Consider the following 16,466-nt stretch of genomic DNA (forward strand, 5'->3'; position numbering starts at 1 on the left):
CTCCTTTAAATTCACTATATATTTTTTCAGGTAATAAACTCAGCTACGATAGCTGCAGGACAATCATTTTTGTTTCTGTCATATCTTCAATCGCAAATCGAGGTCCTTCTCTACCAACGCCGCTGTCTTTTATCCCGCCGTACGGCCAATGGTCGAGTCGAAAATTAGAGGTCCCATTAATCACAACTCCTCCTACTTCTAAAGATTCAGCAACACGGTAAGCTAAATCCATTTGATTTGTAAACAGCCCTGCTTGCAAACCGAATGATGAATCATTTGTTTCCCGAATAGCCTCTTCAATATCTTGATAAGGAATAATGCTTACCACAGGCCCAAACACTTCTTGACACACTACTTTGCTTTGTTTAGGAGGATTTAATAGAACAGTAGGTTCTATAGAAGCCCCTGTCTTTTTGCCGCCGCATATCAGCTCTGCACCTAGATCGACTGCTTCTTCAATCCAAGCCAAAACTCGGTTTGCTGCTTTTTCATCTACTAAACATCCAACATCCGTCTGCGGCAGCAGAGGATCACCAGCTTTTAAAGACGTTACCTCATTCTTCAGAAGCTCTGTAAATTCAGAAACAACTGAGTCATGTACATAAATACGCTGAACTGAAATACAGCTTTGACCGGAGTTGCTAAACCCTGTTCTCCCGCACATTTCAGCAGCTTTCTTAATGTCGGCATCTTCATGAACAATTGTTGAAGCATTTCCTCCTAATTCTAGAAGCACTTTTTTCATTCCAGCCAGTTCACATATATTTCTGCTTGCCACTGTTCCACCGGTAAAAGAAATTATATTTACACGGTCATCTTTTACGATTTGCTGTCCTGTTTCTACTCCCCCTAAAACCATATTAATAGCGCATTCAGGCATTCCAGCTTCTAATAATAGAGCTATAAATTCTGAAGCAACTAAAGTTGTTTGGGGAGCCGGTTTTAAAATAACACTGTTGCCAGCAGCAAAAGCTGGTCCAATTTTGTGGCATACTAAATTCAAAGGTGCGTTAAAAGGAGTAATAGCAGCAACAACCCCGACAGGCACACGGAATGTCGAAGCTATCGCTTTTCCCCCTCGTTCGGAAGCATCTCCTGGTATCGTTTCACCGATAAGCCTTTTTGCTTCTTCCGCAGATTGTTCTAATGTTTCTACAGATCGAGATACTTCATCCAACGTATTCTTCAACGGTTTTCCTAACTCATTTGAAATGAGAGAAGCAAACTTTTCTTTTTGCTTTTCCAAAAGCCGTGCTGCTTCTTTTAAAATTTTGGCCCTTTCATAAGAAGACAGACTCGCAATTGTTTTTTTAGCTTCATAGGCGGCTGATAGCGCTCGTTCAACATCTTCTGGCGTTGCTATAATTTGCTCACCAATTACTTCCTGCGAATACGGACTTTTAATACTTACTGCTGATCGATTACCTTCAAGCCATTCTTTATTTACATAAGGCCTTGCTCGTCTAAAGCTCATTGTTATCTCTCCTTTTAACAATTGACCTGACTGCTATTTTTAGATCGATCTATTTTTATTTTTAGATCGATCTAAAATTTAATGCAGTTTTCTATAAATCCTATTGATTTAAAGTAATAACTCATTTTGTAAACGTTATCATAATCCTACAACAGAAATTTTAATCTAGCAATAGAAAATTAAAGAATTTTCTAAAAATATTCATTGATCCTGAGTTCAGTTTGCCTATACTCGCTTACGTAGTCTCACATTCACTTCCTTTTTTTTCTTACATACACTGTAAGAGTATGTAAGATAGCAGCACTGTCAATATGACAAAGATTTATGATTGTGATCGAGCTTAACTATTACTTATTTGTTTTCGTTACAGCGTATCACCATCTGTTGACTAACAAAAATTTTATAAACGTGAGCTGATACTTGCTTCTTAGGACATAATATACCTTTCACTGTTTTTACAAACAGTAAAATTTGTATTATAATTCTAATAACTAAAATACAAAATAATAAGTTTTTTATTGTTAAAAACAGAAAGAGGCTTTGAAAAATGACTTACAGCGAGATGTCTCTTAGAGAAAAAAGCATTGTATTTATTGGCTTTATGGGCGTAGGCAAAACAACAATCGGCGAACTAGTCGCTAAGAAATTATACAGAGATTTTGTCGATATAGACCAAGAAATTGAAAAAATGTTTCAAATGCCTACATCACAAATTTTTAAAGAGTTTGGTGAAGAGTTTTTCCGAAATAAAGAAAAAGAAGTAATTAGCCAGTTATCTCAGCAGCGTTTAAAAATTATATCCGTTGGCGGAGGCGCATTTCTTCAAGAAGAAATTCAAAAAATATGCTTATCAAATTGTATTGTATTCTTTTTAGACCTTTCATGGGATTCGTGGAAAGAGCGCATCAGCCTTATTATTGACAGTCGCCCTGTTTTACAAGGAAGAAGTCTAGAGGATATTGAAGAATTATTCTATACACGACAAGCAATTTATTCCAACCACCACTCCAAAGTAGAAACTGACAATTTGGATATTGAAGAAGTAGCAAATTATATTGTTGATTCCTTGAAAATGGCTTGGGATATTTATGAACCGTCTAAATAATTCACACGGAAAAGAAGCAGTTCATGAACTGCTTCTTTTTTTTGATGACGATTCTCGAACAACTAACTGAGGCGTTAAAATAATGCGATGATGATGTTCTTTTTTATCAACAATTTGGTTATGAAGACACCGTGCAGCATCTTTTCCTATTTGTCTTGCAAAAGAAGAGACGGTTGTTAGAGTAGGGTGACATACGGATGATTCCATGACATTATCAAATCCCACTACCGCTATATCTTCTCCCGGAACAATCCCTTTCTCTTTTAAACCTTGCATAACACCAAATGCAACTAAGTCGCTAAAACAAAAAACTGCTGTTGGAGGTTCAGAAATGTTCAATACTTGATGAGCAGCTTCTACACCGCCGCTTCTTGTCGGACCGCTCGGAATAACAAGCTCTTCATCAATAGAAATCCCTGCGTTCTCCAGAGCCAACCGGTAACCTTCCATTCGTTCCTTCCACGTTGTAGAACCCGTTGTTCCTCCTAAAAATGCAATTCTTTTGTGTCCCTGTTGAAGTAGATGTTGAACCGCTTTTTGAACGCCTAAGCTATAATCTACCCCTACATAATCTGACTCCACCTCAGGCAATTCCCTTACTGCTAGTACTGAAGGAACATCTAAATGCTGAATTTTTCTTATCGTATCTTCCGATGTACCCGCAACAGGACATAAAATAATGCCTCCTACCCGATGCTCTAGCATCGTAGAAAGCAGCTGATCCTGTCGATTATCCGAATCAAACGTCGTACCTAAAAACACCGTATACCCGTCTTTCTCGAGCTCCTCATGTACTCCAATTAACAATTCTGTAAAAAACGTATTAGATATATCCGTAATAATAACTCCGATTGTTGATGAAGTTTGAGATCTTAAATTTGCTGCAATTCGGTCATATACGTATCCTAACTCTTTCATCGAAGCTAGAACTTTTTTCCTTGTTTTTTCAGAAACACTTGGACTATTTCGCACAATAAGCGAAGCGGTAGCTCGAGATACTCCCGCGTGTTCTGCCACTTGTTGTAAGGTTACACGTTTGCGTTTACTTTGTTTCAATTTATTCCACCAACCCTTTATAACGCACCTTTTATAATTATTTTACAATTATCTAAAATAAAAGAAAAGCTTCATTCTTTCACGATGTTCCCTGACAAGGACTCAGTAACAAAAAAAGACGTAGCTTAATGCTACGTCTTTTTTCATTCCTAATGGGAACTCATATAAAAATTGATAAAAAAGGCAATGGTGATTACATACATCATCCAATGAATTTCGCGATGGCGTCCTGTAAACAGTTTAATCGCTGTGTATGAAATGAAGCCGAATGCTAACCCTTCTGCAATGCTGTAGGTTAACGGCATCATGACAATTGTTAAGAAAGCGGGAACAACCTCAGTAAAATCGTCGAAGTTAACGTTTCGAATGTCACTTAGCATAAGCGAACCAATAATAATAAGTGCTGGAGCAGTAGCAACGCTTGGGATAAATTGAATGAGCGGTGCAAAAAACAAGGTAAATATAAATAAGATGGCAACCGTTAATGCCTTTAAGCCGGTACGTCCTCCTTCTGCAATACCTGTTGCATTTTCAATATACGTATTTAACGCTGTGCTTCCAAAAATAGCACTCGCCATTGTACCGATTGAATCCGCTGCAAGCGCACGGTTTAATCCTGGAATTTTACCGTTTTTATCTACTAAGTTTGCTTTTTTAGATAGTCCAATCAATGTCGCTAGCGTATCAAATAATTCTACGATGGTGAAAGAAAATACAACTGAAAAAATACCGTAGGCAACTGCACCTTTTAAATCCATTTGAAAGAATGTTTCTCCGACGCTTGGCGGCGTAGCTGAAAAGACGTCTTTCACCGAATGAGGAACTGCTTGTACTCCTACAATCATCGCTAATATTGTCGTAGCAAAAATACTTATAATGAGAGCGCCTTTTACATTTTTAGCCATCAGCACAGCTGCTAATATCAGCCCAAAAATAGCCAGTAAGGGGCCTTTATCCATGACATTTCCAAGCCCTACAAAAGTAGACTCGTTTGCCACAACTAATCCAGCGTTTTTCAAACCGATAAACGCAACAAAAAGACCAATTCCAACTGCTATGGAAGACTTTAATACGTTCGGAATGGCATCAATAATCTTTCCACGTATTCCTGTTACCGTTAAAACAAAAAATAAGACCCCGGATATAAAAACTGCTCCAAGTGCCGTTTGCCATGACAATCCTTGTCCTAATACTACTGAATACGTAAAAAACGCATTTAAACCCATCCCTGGACCGGTTACAATCGGGAAGTTTGCCCACAGGGCCATCAGTAACGTACTAAATACAATGGCGTAAATGGTAGCTGCAAGAGCCGCTTCACGGGGGATACCCGCGTCAGACATGATAATGGGGTTGACGATTACCATATAACTGACCGTCATAAAAGTTGTAAGTCCTGCTAGTATTTCTTGTTTTGGTGTTGTGTTGCGCTCTGATAGTTTAAACAAGCGCTCTAATATTCCGTTACGCTCCAACACGCGCGCCTCCCTACTTCTAAAAAAAATAAAAAACCCTACCTATTCAAATGTCCTAAAAAGGACACGATTTAGGAGGATTTTACGTTACAAAGTAAAATCTTTTGTCCTATTATAGTCTTAATTTGTAGATATGCAAAGGTAGAAAACGCTATCATTATAAAAATTTTTATCTTCCGTTAGTTTGGAATTTTGAAAATTTATTTCTTCTATCCCTTTAGTCTGTGGCAAGAGTGCTCTTTTTAATCATTTATACAAAAAAAGAAATTGAGACATAACTAAATCAATCCATTCTCAAGACAAATAAATGGAATAAACAATCTAGGCTGCTATTACACCGCTATTAATTTCCGTACAAGGCTTCGCTTTCCGCGGGAGTCTACGCCTTGTCCTCCAATCAAAAACTAGAAGCAACTAAACAGATGAAACCTACGTTCACCTTGACAACAAAAAACTCGAATTATTAATCGGAGTTATTGATTAATAATTCGAGTTTTACTTTTGTTAAAATACTTTTATTCCAGCCTCTTCTTTGTTTTACATCTTATGAAATCACAAGTGGAATTCTTTTTAAAAGACGATCTATCGAATGATTTGCTTCTTTCAGCACAATTCCTTGGTCAATGGTTTTTAACACGCGATTTTCCATCACAATTTCTCCATCAACCATCGTTAGTTCTACATCTCCTCGCGTTGCTGAATACACAACTCTGGAAATAGGGTCTACGCCGTAAGATGGAAAGGTATGAAGCTGATTTAAATTTAAAATAGCAAGATCCGCTTTTTTCCCGACCTCTAAACTTCCAATTTCTTTTTCAAGCCCAACTGCTTTCGCTCCGCCGATTGTAGCCATTTCTAGCACGTGCTTTGCATTCATGGCCGTTGGTCCATGCGAGGGTTTATGAATCGTAGCGGCCAGCCTCATTTCGTTGAACATATCCAAATTATTATTACAAGGAGCACCGTCAGCGCCAAGGCTTAAAAATACACCTTGCTCTAATAAACCGGGCACATCTGCGATTCCCGATGCAAGTTTTAAGTTTGAGCCTGGGCAATGACTGACTTTTACTCCTTGATTCTTAATAATTTGCTTTTCTTGATCATTTAGCCACACACAGTGCGCTAAAATAAGGCGCTCATTGGCTAATCCTAAATGGTCTAAATACATGATATTTCTCATACCCGTTTCAGCTTCTACGATGCGAATTTCTTCTTGATTCTCAGAAGCATGAGTATGTACATGGACGTTATATGCAGCTGATAAATGGCTCACTTCACGCAGCAAATCTTCCGTACACGACAGCACAAATCTTGGGGAGAATGCGTATCGAATACGACCGTTATTTGAATTATGCCATTTTTCAAGCAGCTCTACACTTTCTTTGATCGAGTCAGCCGTTGTCTCCTGCAGAGCTTTTGGCAGATCATCGCCTTTTTTATCCATCATTACTTTTCCTGCAAGAGCTCGGATTCCACTTTGAGATATAGCTTGAAAAGCAGAGTCCGTATGATGAACAGTTTCCATATCTACAATTGTTGTAGTCCCGCTTTGAATGAGTTCCCCGATCCCTAACAGTGCTGAATAATAGATAGATTCTTCATCATGTGAAGCTTCAAGCGGCCATATTTTCTTCTTTAGCCAGTCTAGCAGCTCTAAATCATCTGCTTGCCCTCTAAAAAGCGTTTGACATAAATGAATATGAGTATGTATAAAGCCCGGCACAATTGTTTTATTTGCTGCGTCAATGACTTTATCTACCTTTTCTGGATGCAGGTTTTTCCCGATCGCTGCAATACGATTTCCAACAATATAAAGGTCACCGTAAATAATATCATTCTTCTCATTCATCGTAATAATCTCTGCATTTTTAATTAATGTGTGCGTCATACCTTCTTTCCCCTCTTTCGTAACATCTATCTATTTCTAGCTCAAGCCGAACACTAACATCTTCAAGCAATCTTTCTTACACTGGTCTTAAATATATATGGTGTATGCTCTGAGTTGAATAAGTGTAGGTAACCTCATGCGCGATAGAGAGTTTGGGTAAAAAAAATTCCTAGCTGATTATACAGCTAGGAGGTTGGATTTATGATAAAATCCCAAGTCCCTTTTTCAAGAGGTTATACGAAATCGCAGGAGAATAATGTGATCTTGTATTTATAATATGGTGTTTTCAGTCTATATACCAGCTTTTTGTCAGAAGTTCTAACATTGTTTTTTTATTCTTTTTTATTATGTGACTTTTCTTAACACCCTTATTTTTCATGTTATGCAATTTATTTTCGTTTCTTCTATGTAATATTTCCTAAAAATAAAGAATCTATCTTCTGTTTCTATACAAAACAGAAAAGTTATTTTATGATTTGTATGATTAAAAAACTACAAATCTATATTTTAGGGGTGATTAACTTGGAAAAAATAAATGTTGGCTGCCGTTTTACGCTTTCCGTTATGAGTGATAACTTTATCGATATTATTTTAGGCGCACTAAACGAAGTGGATATGTCTAAAGTTCAGCGAAAAACAGACCGTGTTAGTACGTTTATTGAAGGAACTGCCAAAGACGTATTTGAAGTTGTTCAAGCCGTTTATAAAAGTGCTGGAAAATCAGGAAAGCATATTGTGCTGAATGCCACGTTTTCAACAGGGCAGCACGAAGAATATTTCGAAGAAAGAAAAATAAAACCAAAAGAAAACATGTCTTCAAACCAACAGCTTTGTGCTTCGTTCCCTGTATCCACTCAATTTTCTTTGTATCCATTAGATACGCCGCATTATGTAGACATCATCAAAAGCGGAATTGGCGCAGTTAAACAACAGGGAGTATTTGCCGAAACCGTGCCTTTTGCAACAGCTTTAGAAGGAGATGTGGATAAAGTATTCGCTTCTCTATACGAATGTTTTATGAAATCTGTACAGCAAGCTCGTGTCGTGATGACAGTTAATATGTCATCACACAGTCCTTCTTCAAAACGATAAATTACTTCTTATCTATTTATAAAGATAGAATACTAGAAAGGATTTATATAAATATGGCTACAAAAAGAACGTTTTTTTCTTTTTTCCTGATAAGTGCGTTATTATGTCTATTAGTCGTACCAAACTCTGTTATGGCTAGTGAAAAACCTGCACATTTAACGCTTGCTTCTTACACGCAGTTCTTGAAAGCGCAAAGTGATAAAAGTTCACTGTATGAATTTTCAAAACTGTCGCGTCAACAAAAACAAAAAGTTGTACAATCACTAAAGGATCCATCTCTGTTAAAAATGGATATTGAAGAGACTAGCGGCACAGTCGAAGCTGCAAGTACAGCAGCATACGGAGCAAGAACGGCTTCACCTTTATTCAAAACAGCAGCTTATACGGCTTCTTATAAAGCGGCTGGATTTACAACAACAAAACTAACGGTGTATGTAGACTATTACACGAAAAACTCATCGGTGACTTCAGTCAAAAGTGTACGAGGCGTCGTCACGAAAAATGTAAACCCCCTTGTGTCTATTTCAAAAAAGAGCTCAAAATCTTGGGTGCAAAATAATCGAGCCTACGGGCGAATTGACTGGCAGTGGAAAATTGCAGCTAAAAATACCGGAATCAAAAGACAAACTGCTTACGGTACAGCTTCCGGCGCTTCAGGCGGATCAACAGCTACAGTTAATTGATAAAGAGGAATAAATAATGAAAAAAATGATGTGGTGGATTGTTGGTATTACGATTGGAGTACTTTTACTAGGAATTCTGGTAGGTTATTTATCATTTTACAGCATATAAAAACAGCAGGTAATTTCGCCTGCTGTTTTTTATCTAAATGTCATATTCTTGTCATAAAATTAAAACCTCCACTTACAGTGTCTAAGTGCCTGTAAGAAGAGGTTGGGATCACAATTGTTAGTAAGCCTGGTCTCTTCTTATCTTTCAAGCACTGCTTGTGGGAGTTGGCACGGTTCTATAAAGTCCGTTGCCGAGGTTTCAAAGGGCCTATCCCTCCACCTCTCTTGATAAGAAGTTTGTCGAATTTTGTTGATAATTGTTGATAAGATAAATATTATGTTACATGCTGCACAAACAGATGTCAACTACTTTTCAGAAAATTCTTTTCCCTCTAAAACTATGATATCGCTACCATTACTATGACAACTAGGTTACAAATATATAATTTTTTTATCACGCTTTTACAGCTGACTTTTTCTCAAAAGAAGTGATAGCCTCATCTAGCATGCGAATGCCTTCATCTATCTGTTCTTTTGTTACAGTAAGCGGAGGTACCATGCGAATAACTTCACTTGCATTTCCGCAAAAATAAAATAACACGCCTTTTTCTAAAGCTAAGTCCAAAATCTCGAATAAGGCGTCTCCATCGCCTTCTCCCGTATCCGGATTAACAATTTCAATTCCAATCATAAGTCCTAAACCACGGATATCCCCAATAATTGAATGTTTTTCCTTTAAAAGATGCAGCTTTTCTAACGCATAAGCGCCCATTTTTTTCGTGTTATCCAGCAGTTGTTCTTCTTTCATCACTTCAAGAGTTGCAAGGGCTGCTGAACATCCAATAGGATTTCCTCCAAATGTTGTACTATGTGTGCCAAGGGGCCACTGCTTCATTAATTCTTGAGAAGCTACCGTTGCACTAAGCGGAATTCCAGAAGCAATTCCTTTTGCTATAGCCATAATATCTGGCACGACATCAAACGTTTGTCCAGCAAACCATTCGCCGGTACGGCCAAACCCTGTTTGCACTTCATCGAAAATAAGTAATATTCCGTGACGATCACAAATCTCTCTTAACTTCTTCATCCAACTTTTCGGAGGAATAATATAGCCGCCTTCTCCTAATACTGGTTCCAAAATAACGGCAGCCACTTCTTCAGGCGTGACTTGGTGCTTAAAGAGTATTTCAAAATCTTTTTCAAGCTTTTCAGTAAAGTACACATCGCTGTCTAGCTCCGCAGGGCACTCTTTTGGATTGGCATATGGAATCTGATACGTCAGTCCCGAAGGCTGCTGAAATTGTCTATATTTGCTTTTCGAGGTTGTAACACTTAAAGCTCCCATCGAGCGGCCATGAAAACACCCTAAAAAAGAAATAACATACGGACGCTTTGTGACATGTCTCGCTAATTTCAAGGCTCCTTCAATTGCTTCGGTGCCACTATTTCCAAAGAAAAAGCAGTCTAAATTGCCCGGCGTTACTTTTCCTAACTCATCGGCTAACTTTAATATCGATTCGTACATAATAACACCTGAAGGACCGTGCAATAATTGATCTGCTCCGTTTTTGATTGCTTTTACTACTTTCGGATGTCTGTGTCCTACATTTGTTGTAGCGATTCCGGAAGTAAAATCGAGATATTCTTTACCATCCAATCCATAATAATAGCATCCTTCTTCCTTCACAACGGGCAAATTCGGATGGTCTTTAGCCATCGTCGGTGCTAGCAATTCAGGCATTCTTTCAAATAAGTGACTCCAATCTTTTGACATACTACATCCTCCTTGAAATTATACAAATCAATTAATCTTATTCCGAAATATAGTTACTTATTAAACAATATTAGGAAATTCAGTTATACTAAACGCTTTAATAGAATAGTAATAAAACTTATTTTACTATGCATTTTTATTAAAATCAATTGTATAAATATTTATATATAAAATTAATATGCGGGGTCTCATCCCTTCCTCTTTTCCCGCAGGAGTCTTCGCCTTTCCCTCCAATCAACTGCTAGAAGTACTTACATATATGAAACCTAGGTTCACCATCACCATAAAAAAATCCGAACGATTAATCGTTCGGATCTTCCCTCAACTAAAGTACTACTGTCACAGCCTCTTTAAGTATATTTATTCAAGATGTTTGGCATCATTGATCGTTTCAAGGCGCCATTTTCCACTTTCATAAGCAAAAGTTGTAATCGATGTATTTTGTAAAATAGTAGTCCCTGTTCCTTGTTCTCCGCTTGTTACATGATGAATGAATGTATTAATTGCCGCCCCGTGACTAACAACTGCTACTTTCTTTCCGATAGACTTCTTCATAATTTCCGTTAACCGCCGAACCATCCGTTCTTGAGCGGCTTCGAGTGTTTCGATATTATATAAAGGTTCTTCTCCCCAATTTGTCGCATAGTTTGGCACAAGCTCATGCAGAACTTCTACGTTCTTTGATTCTAGTTCTCCAAAAGAGCGCTCACGCAGCTGCTCACAAACCTCGATTTTCTCTACTTTAGCAGCTGCTGCAATTTCCCTAGCCGTCTCCTGCGCACGAAGCAAATCGCTTGTATAGATTACATCAATATGGATATCTCGAAAACGTTCCGCTACGCGTTTAGCTTGTTGCTTTCCCGCTTCGTTGAGCGGAATATCAGCATGCCCTTGAATAAGTTTGTTTTTATTCCAATCTGTTTGGCCGTGCCTAATTAAGTAAAGCATCGTAATCCCCCTTTAATCCCGTTTTAAAAATTGATAGACAGCTTTATCAACCTCTGAGCTTTCATGTAAATCTGAATGTGCTTCATGAAAAGTTTGGAGATGAATGTGTTCGGTGAACTCTTGCAGCCCGTACGCACTTTCTACTGTTACCACTCCATCTGTCTTATCTCCCACATCTCCTGCTCCTGAAAAAACGTCGATTTCTTTTGAGAAATCTTGACGACTTTCATACAGCTTGTTTAACGCTATAGAGTGAAAAGCTAAATCACGAGCACCCATAGATTCAATATGATTGCGTGCATGAGGATACATCTCCATTAATTCCTGATAATCTAATCCTTGAATTGGCGATCCTAACGTAACTAACTTTTGAATATACTGAGGGTTAGACAAACTAACAGCTGCTGCTGTTACTCCTCCCATACTATGTCCAACTAAATCAACAGAAGATGCTTTATATGTATCACGTACATCTTGCATAATAGCTTCAATCCATTTTTGCTGCTGTGCAATACTGGCATCTGGCTTTTTAAAAACGATATGAATAAGCGGAAGTTTTCCCTCTTTTGCTTTCATAATATGCTTCCACTGAATAGCTCCATCTTTTTGAACAACGCAGTAACCTACTTTAGTTCCCCATCCGTTTTGTTCAAATCGTTTAATCATTTTCCCTAAGCTTTTTTGACTGCCTAAATAGCCATGAATAAATAAAACCGGCACATTTTTCGATTGGGCACCTCGTTTTATTTGTGGGGCAAAAATATAAAAACAAAGCGAAATAAATAGTATGATACTGATCAATAAAATTAACAGCCGCAAGTTCTCACCCTCCGATCGTCTCGTTCATTACACTCATTAATAAAAAAATTTGGAGTAAATTTTATTCTGATACATCCTGTAAGCTGCAGAACTTGTCATCTTTTTCTTGCCAACGAGCTGCTCAAAGCGCAAACGCTTTTCCGTAAGCATCTCTGTTAGCCTTTGTTCTTCATTAGCATCCGTGCATATAGAAATCAATTCTTCTATTGTAGCCATATCTCGTTTTAGCTCTTGTTCATCCGTTATCATGTTTGCATTTTTTAATATCCTATACGCTTGGCGCAGTTCTTCAGGTATATGTGATAAATCTTCTAATTTTAATGGTTTTCCTTCCCCAGGCAGCTTATCAAAGTCACCGTCTTTTATTGCTTGTCTGATTCTTTCTTCAGCAATTATATACGCAATATCCAAGGAAAGACCTCCTTTAAACAAATATAAAATTCAATCTTACCTTCTATATAAAAGATGTATAACAAACACAGCTTTTATAACCGTATTTTTTATTATACTATGATTATAAAAATTGAACTACCTTCACTTCTTGGACAGACTATCCTCCCTTCGGCAAATAATTTCCAGATCTTCACGCCTTTCACTATCAAACTTTCTTGAGCAGTTTCTTAACTAGCTGAACTTCAATAAACGATTCTGCATCAGGTTTTGTTACCTTATCTTACTATATTTATACAAAAAAGCCTCCTTACGCATGTAAGGAGGTGGAAAAAGGTAATTCTAAGGTCATCATGTTATGCCTACTTTCTATAAAACCACATTTTGATAGCGTTTTCAATATTTTTTTATCTTACTTTACTAATTTTCTTTTCGTTTAATGAGACTCCGTAAATATAACGAAGCCTCACCAAATTTCTACTCTTCTTTATCTGATGGAATCATAATTTCTCCTTCATGCTCTTGTTTTTTCAAAAGCAGCTGGAGAATCGTTTTGGATAATTTACTAGGCTGATAGGGTTTAATCAGAAACTCACACACTCCAAGCTCTAACCCTTTGCTTCTTTCGTCTAAAGCAGATGAGATTAAAATAGGAATTTTTTCTGTCTCTGTATTTTCTTTGAGCTGTCTTAAAACATCCCAGCCGTCTAACTTATTTTCTCCTAGCATAATATCTAGAACAACCACTTCAGGCTTTTGCTGATGAATAGAGTTTAATGCATCTTCTCCGTTGTTAAAATACCGAACGTGAAAACCGCTTTCTTTTAATTCTACCTGTAAAAGCGTCGCTAAACTTTTATCATCTTCTACAATCACTACGCTTTTACGGTTATCATTCGTACTTATCATCATTTCTTCATCGTACTGAACTTCATATAGAAGCGGGAGAACAACCGTGAATGTTGTTCCTTTTTTCCATTCCGATTGTACAGTAATGTCTCCACCATGAGCTTTTACAATTTCTTTTACAATTGCTAACCCTAGACCTGTTCCGCCAATTTTGCGCATATCGGAGTTATCTACTCTGTAGAATTTGGTAAACAATTGACCTAGCGCTTCACTTGGTATACCAATTCCTTCATCTTGAATATCAATATAAACAGCGTGTTCCTGTTGATACACTTTAACTGTAACGTTCCCTCCATCGGGCGAATATTTCACTGCATTGCTAATTACATTATTAAACAATTGCAGAAGCTTATCTTTATCTCCCATTACTGTCAAATGCTCTTGATCGGAAATCATATCAAATTCATGCTTACTTGTTTGTATTTTCTGGACCTCAATCACCTGCTTAATAAGCGGCAGAATGTCTTGATACTTTTTATCATAGGTTTGTTTTCCCGCTTCCATTCTTTGGACGTCCAGAAAATCGTTGATTAAAGACGTTAACCGCTGTGCTTCCTGATAAATAGTAGTTAAATACTTCTTCTGTCTTTCTTCTTTTAATGTCTTGTTTAGCATAAGCTCAGTGAACCCTAACACACTTGCTAAAGGTGTGCGCAGCTCGTGACTCACAGTGCTTACAAATTCCGACTTCATCTGATCAACTTCAAATTCTTTTGTAATATCACGATGAACGAACAATACGCCAAACATCTGACGGTTTCGATATACGTATTCGCTATAAACTTTTATAACTGTTCGCTTACCTTCCGTGTGCAGGTAATAAACAAAAGACTTTTCTACTTGCTCTCCCTTACAAATGGCTTCAACGTATTGTCTCAGCTGCTGTATATTTTCGACTTTTTGAGAAAGAGCATCTAGCCATTGATCGCGAGAGAGCTGAAGAAGCCCGCTTTGATGCTCATATTGAAACAATTCGCTAATCTTCGTATTCACTTGTAGAATCGTACCGCTTGTATCTACAAGCTGCATGCCTTCTTGAATCGAATTTAAAATATCTTGAGATAACAATCGGTCATGCTCAGACTCTTCGTAAATATAAATTTTTTCAAGAGCAATCGTAATTTGTTTGGCCAGTATTTCAAATGTCTGTAATTCATGTTCTGTGTATTCATCCGCGTAGCGGCTGTAAAACATATAGGCTAGCATATCTCCCTGTGAAGACAGCACCGGTACGATAACATCATACAAATAAAACGTTTGCTGATGATATAGGCGCTCATGTTCTATACACTCTCTTTTTACTACCATACATTTTTTCGTCTTTTGCACATGATCAACGTAATTATTATGAAGATTTGCCACCATCTGTTGAACACTTGATGAAGATAGACCAAATGAAGCATGTGTCTTTTCATCAGCTAGCATAATAAACCCGTGATCAGCTTTCATCACCCGGCTCATGTTTGTGACAGCACTCGTGAGAACCTCTTGCTTGTGAAGAGAATTTGTTAGTCCATGCACAAATAAATTGCGCAATTCTAACTCCCCTTCTCGTTCCTTGGTCAATTCTAATGCGTGCTGAAGTTCATCTTGCTGACTGTGCAATTCATCTTGCTGTGCAATCAGCTCCTCATTTTGAGCCGTTAACTCCTGTTCATTATTTTGCAAAGTCGATACCATTTTGTAAAAGGCTTGCGATAGCATACCAATTTCATCTCTTCTATGTTCATCAAATGTCATAGGCATTTCTTTTCCGGCAGCAATTTCGCTTGCCGTATATGCTAGCTGACTCAGTGGCTTTACAAACTTATTTAGCAGTACCCGTGTAAGCAACAATAAAATGACCACTGTAAACGCTAAAAATAAAATAAAGAATGTTTGACTTTTCTGCATGTCACTCGACGTATCATCGTACTGTGTATTTAAGTCTTTAGTTAATTCATTTTGGTAGTCATCAAGTTCTTTTTGCATTTGTTCTATTGATTTAGAAGCAGCCTTCCGCTCAGGACTAGAGCGGACTCCTTCAATACCTTTTTTGTCGTAAATATCTTTAAAATAAGGAAGCGTTTGATTAAAATACGTGTTTAGCATCACCGTCGCTTCATTTACAAACGTACGCTCACGTCTATCTGCGGCTAGACCTGAAAGTCGGTCAAGATTTTCTTCGATAATTTTTTGCTGACTTGCAGCCTCGTTATACATATTCTCTGAATCAAACGCAATAAACCCACGAGCCTGCAAAAAAGCCTTGTTCATTGATTTATCAATTGTAGATAGCAGCTGTGCCTTTTCCCGTACTTGTGCCCTGTACTGGGCATAATCAGCTGTAATTTCTTTTTGCCGTACAACAAGTACAGTTGAACCCGCCGCAAAAGCAAGTAAAAGGATACTTACTAAGAGGATGAACTGGGTTGAGATACTTTTTCGTTTTAGTTTATTGTTCATCTAAAATTTCCTCGACACGTTCAGCTAGTAATAGGGGACTAAACGGCTTAGACATAAAATACGCAGCCCCTGCTTCTAACACTCGGCTTTGATCAGCAGCTTGACTCTTAGCTGAAAGCATCAATACTTTTGTATGGCGCTTATCTTTCATTTCTTTCAGCTGCTGAATGACTTCAAGCCCGGTGAACACGGGCATCATATAATCCAAAATAATTAAGTCAAAATCACGTTCTTTAATAAATTCCAAAGCTTCTTCGCCATTTTCTGCTTCCGTCACATCATGTCCTTCATCTTCAAGCGTATCTACCACTAACATACGAAGCACTTCTTCATCTTCCGCTAATAAAATTTTTGCCATTG

The 16,466-nt window shown here is 37.7% G+C and carries 13 protein-coding genes and 1 riboswitch; of the genes, 3 read left to right on the plus strand and 10 right to left on the minus strand.

All coding sequences use genetic code 11. The features are described 5' to 3' along the window. Positions 1 to 43: 43 nt before the first annotated feature. Positions 44 to 1,474, minus strand: a complete 1,431-nt coding sequence (locus LAV82_RS10140) for an aldehyde dehydrogenase family protein (RefSeq protein ID WP_211078436.1) — start codon at positions 1,472 to 1,474, stop codon at positions 44 to 46. A gap of 547 nt (positions 1,475 to 2,021) precedes the next feature. On the opposite strand from LAV82_RS10140, the gene LAV82_RS10145 reads away from it, so the two are divergent. Beyond that, a complete protein-coding gene (locus LAV82_RS10145; protein ID WP_013055659.1) occupies positions 2,022 to 2,579 on the plus strand; it encodes a shikimate kinase in 558 nt (185 codons plus the stop codon). 21 nt (positions 2,580 to 2,600) lie between these two features. On the opposite strand, the gene LAV82_RS10150 is transcribed toward LAV82_RS10145, so the two are convergent. From LAV82_RS10150 to LAV82_RS10160, 3 genes are all read right to left on the minus strand, one after another. Next, complete coding sequence (locus LAV82_RS10150; protein WP_013055658.1) at positions 2,601 to 3,635, minus strand: LacI family DNA-binding transcriptional regulator; 1,035 nt, start codon at positions 3,633 to 3,635, stop codon at positions 2,601 to 2,603. A 149-nt stretch (positions 3,636 to 3,784) separates the two neighbouring features. Beyond that, positions 3,785 to 5,110, minus strand: coding sequence for an NCS2 family permease (locus LAV82_RS10155; protein ID WP_013055656.1), 1,326 nt, complete (start codon positions 5,108 to 5,110; stop codon positions 3,785 to 3,787). Between the two features lie 544 nt (positions 5,111 to 5,654). Next, positions 5,655 to 6,998 (minus strand): 5'-deoxyadenosine deaminase, encoded by a 1,344-nt coding sequence (locus LAV82_RS10160; RefSeq protein WP_211078435.1) that lies wholly within the window; start codon positions 6,996 to 6,998, stop codon positions 5,655 to 5,657. Positions 6,999 to 7,511: 513 nt separating this feature from the next. Here LAV82_RS10160 and LAV82_RS10165 point away from each other — a divergent pair. Both LAV82_RS10165 and LAV82_RS10170 read left to right on the plus strand, forming a co-directional pair. Next, positions 7,512 to 8,090, plus strand: coding sequence for a YkoF family thiamine/hydroxymethylpyrimidine-binding protein (locus LAV82_RS10165; protein ID WP_223268958.1), 579 nt, complete (start codon positions 7,512 to 7,514; stop codon positions 8,088 to 8,090). Between the two features lie 53 nt (positions 8,091 to 8,143). After that, positions 8,144 to 8,773, plus strand: coding sequence for a hypothetical protein (locus LAV82_RS10170; RefSeq protein ID WP_499716028.1), 630 nt, complete (start codon positions 8,144 to 8,146; stop codon positions 8,771 to 8,773). Positions 8,774 to 9,016: 243 nt separating this feature from the next. Further along, positions 9,017 to 9,116, minus strand: a riboswitch (SAM riboswitch). A 159-nt stretch (positions 9,117 to 9,275) separates the two neighbouring features. Here the strand turns inward: LAV82_RS10170 and LAV82_RS10175 are convergent. The 6 genes from LAV82_RS10175 to LAV82_RS10200 all read right to left on the minus strand — a co-directional run bounded on the left by LAV82_RS10175 (position 9,276) and on the right by LAV82_RS10200 (position 16,464). Next, the gene (locus tag LAV82_RS10175; protein WP_499716029.1) at positions 9,276 to 10,595 is read right to left on the minus strand and encodes an aspartate aminotransferase family protein; all 1,320 of its coding nucleotides are present in this window, start codon (positions 10,593 to 10,595) and stop codon (positions 9,276 to 9,278) included. Between the two features lie 360 nt (positions 10,596 to 10,955). Beyond that, on the minus strand, positions 10,956 to 11,543 hold the full coding sequence (locus tag LAV82_RS10180) for a histidine phosphatase family protein (RefSeq protein ID WP_028407650.1): 588 nt from the start codon (positions 11,541 to 11,543) through the stop codon (positions 10,956 to 10,958). Between the two features lie 12 nt (positions 11,544 to 11,555). Then, positions 11,556 to 12,362 (minus strand): alpha/beta fold hydrolase, encoded by an 807-nt coding sequence (locus tag LAV82_RS10185; RefSeq protein WP_013081956.1) that lies wholly within the window; start codon positions 12,360 to 12,362, stop codon positions 11,556 to 11,558. A gap of 36 nt (positions 12,363 to 12,398) precedes the next feature. Continuing rightward, positions 12,399 to 12,773 carry a DnaJ family domain-containing protein gene (locus LAV82_RS10190; protein ID WP_211078431.1) on the minus strand — a complete coding sequence of 125 codons (375 nt, stop codon included), beginning with the start codon at positions 12,771 to 12,773 and terminating at the stop codon, positions 12,399 to 12,401. A gap of 456 nt (positions 12,774 to 13,229) precedes the next feature. After that, on the minus strand, positions 13,230 to 16,106 hold the full coding sequence (locus tag LAV82_RS10195; protein WP_499716030.1) for an ATP-binding protein: 2,877 nt from the start codon (positions 16,104 to 16,106) through the stop codon (positions 13,230 to 13,232). Continuing rightward, on the minus strand, positions 16,096 to 16,464 hold the full coding sequence (locus LAV82_RS10200) for a response regulator transcription factor (RefSeq protein ID WP_013055647.1): 369 nt from the start codon (positions 16,462 to 16,464) through the stop codon (positions 16,096 to 16,098). The genes LAV82_RS10195 and LAV82_RS10200 overlap by 11 nt, the downstream gene beginning before the upstream one ends. Positions 16,465 to 16,466 lie beyond the last annotated feature (2 nt).

It is taken from the genome of Bacillus sp. ILBB4, assembly GCF_035064545.1.
Classification (GTDB): Bacteria; Bacillota; Bacilli; order Bacillales; family Bacillaceae_H; genus Priestia.

Coding starts and splice junctions, on each gene's coding strand:
- LAV82_RS10180 (WP_028407650.1), bottom strand. CDS start 11,543: ATGCTTTACTTAATTAGGCACGGCCAAACAGATTGGAATAAAAACAAA.
- LAV82_RS10200 (WP_013055647.1), bottom strand. CDS start 16,464: ATGGCAAAAATTTTATTAGCGGAAGATGAAGAAGTGCTTCGTATGTTA.
- LAV82_RS10175 (WP_499716029.1), bottom strand. CDS start 10,595: ATGTCAAAAGATTGGAGTCACTTATTTGAAAGAATGCCTGAATTGCTA.
- LAV82_RS10140 (WP_211078436.1), bottom strand. CDS start 1,474: ATGAGCTTTAGACGAGCAAGGCCTTATGTAAATAAAGAATGGCTTGAA.
- LAV82_RS10170 (WP_499716028.1), top strand. CDS start 8,144: ATGGCTACAAAAAGAACGTTTTTTTCTTTTTTCCTGATAAGTGCGTTA.
- LAV82_RS10145 (WP_013055659.1), top strand. CDS start 2,022: ATGACTTACAGCGAGATGTCTCTTAGAGAAAAAAGCATTGTATTTATT.
- LAV82_RS10195 (WP_499716030.1), bottom strand. CDS start 16,106: ATGAACAATAAACTAAAACGAAAAAGTATCTCAACCCAGTTCATCCTC.
- LAV82_RS10160 (WP_211078435.1), bottom strand. CDS start 6,998: ATGACGCACACATTAATTAAAAATGCAGAGATTATTACGATGAATGAG.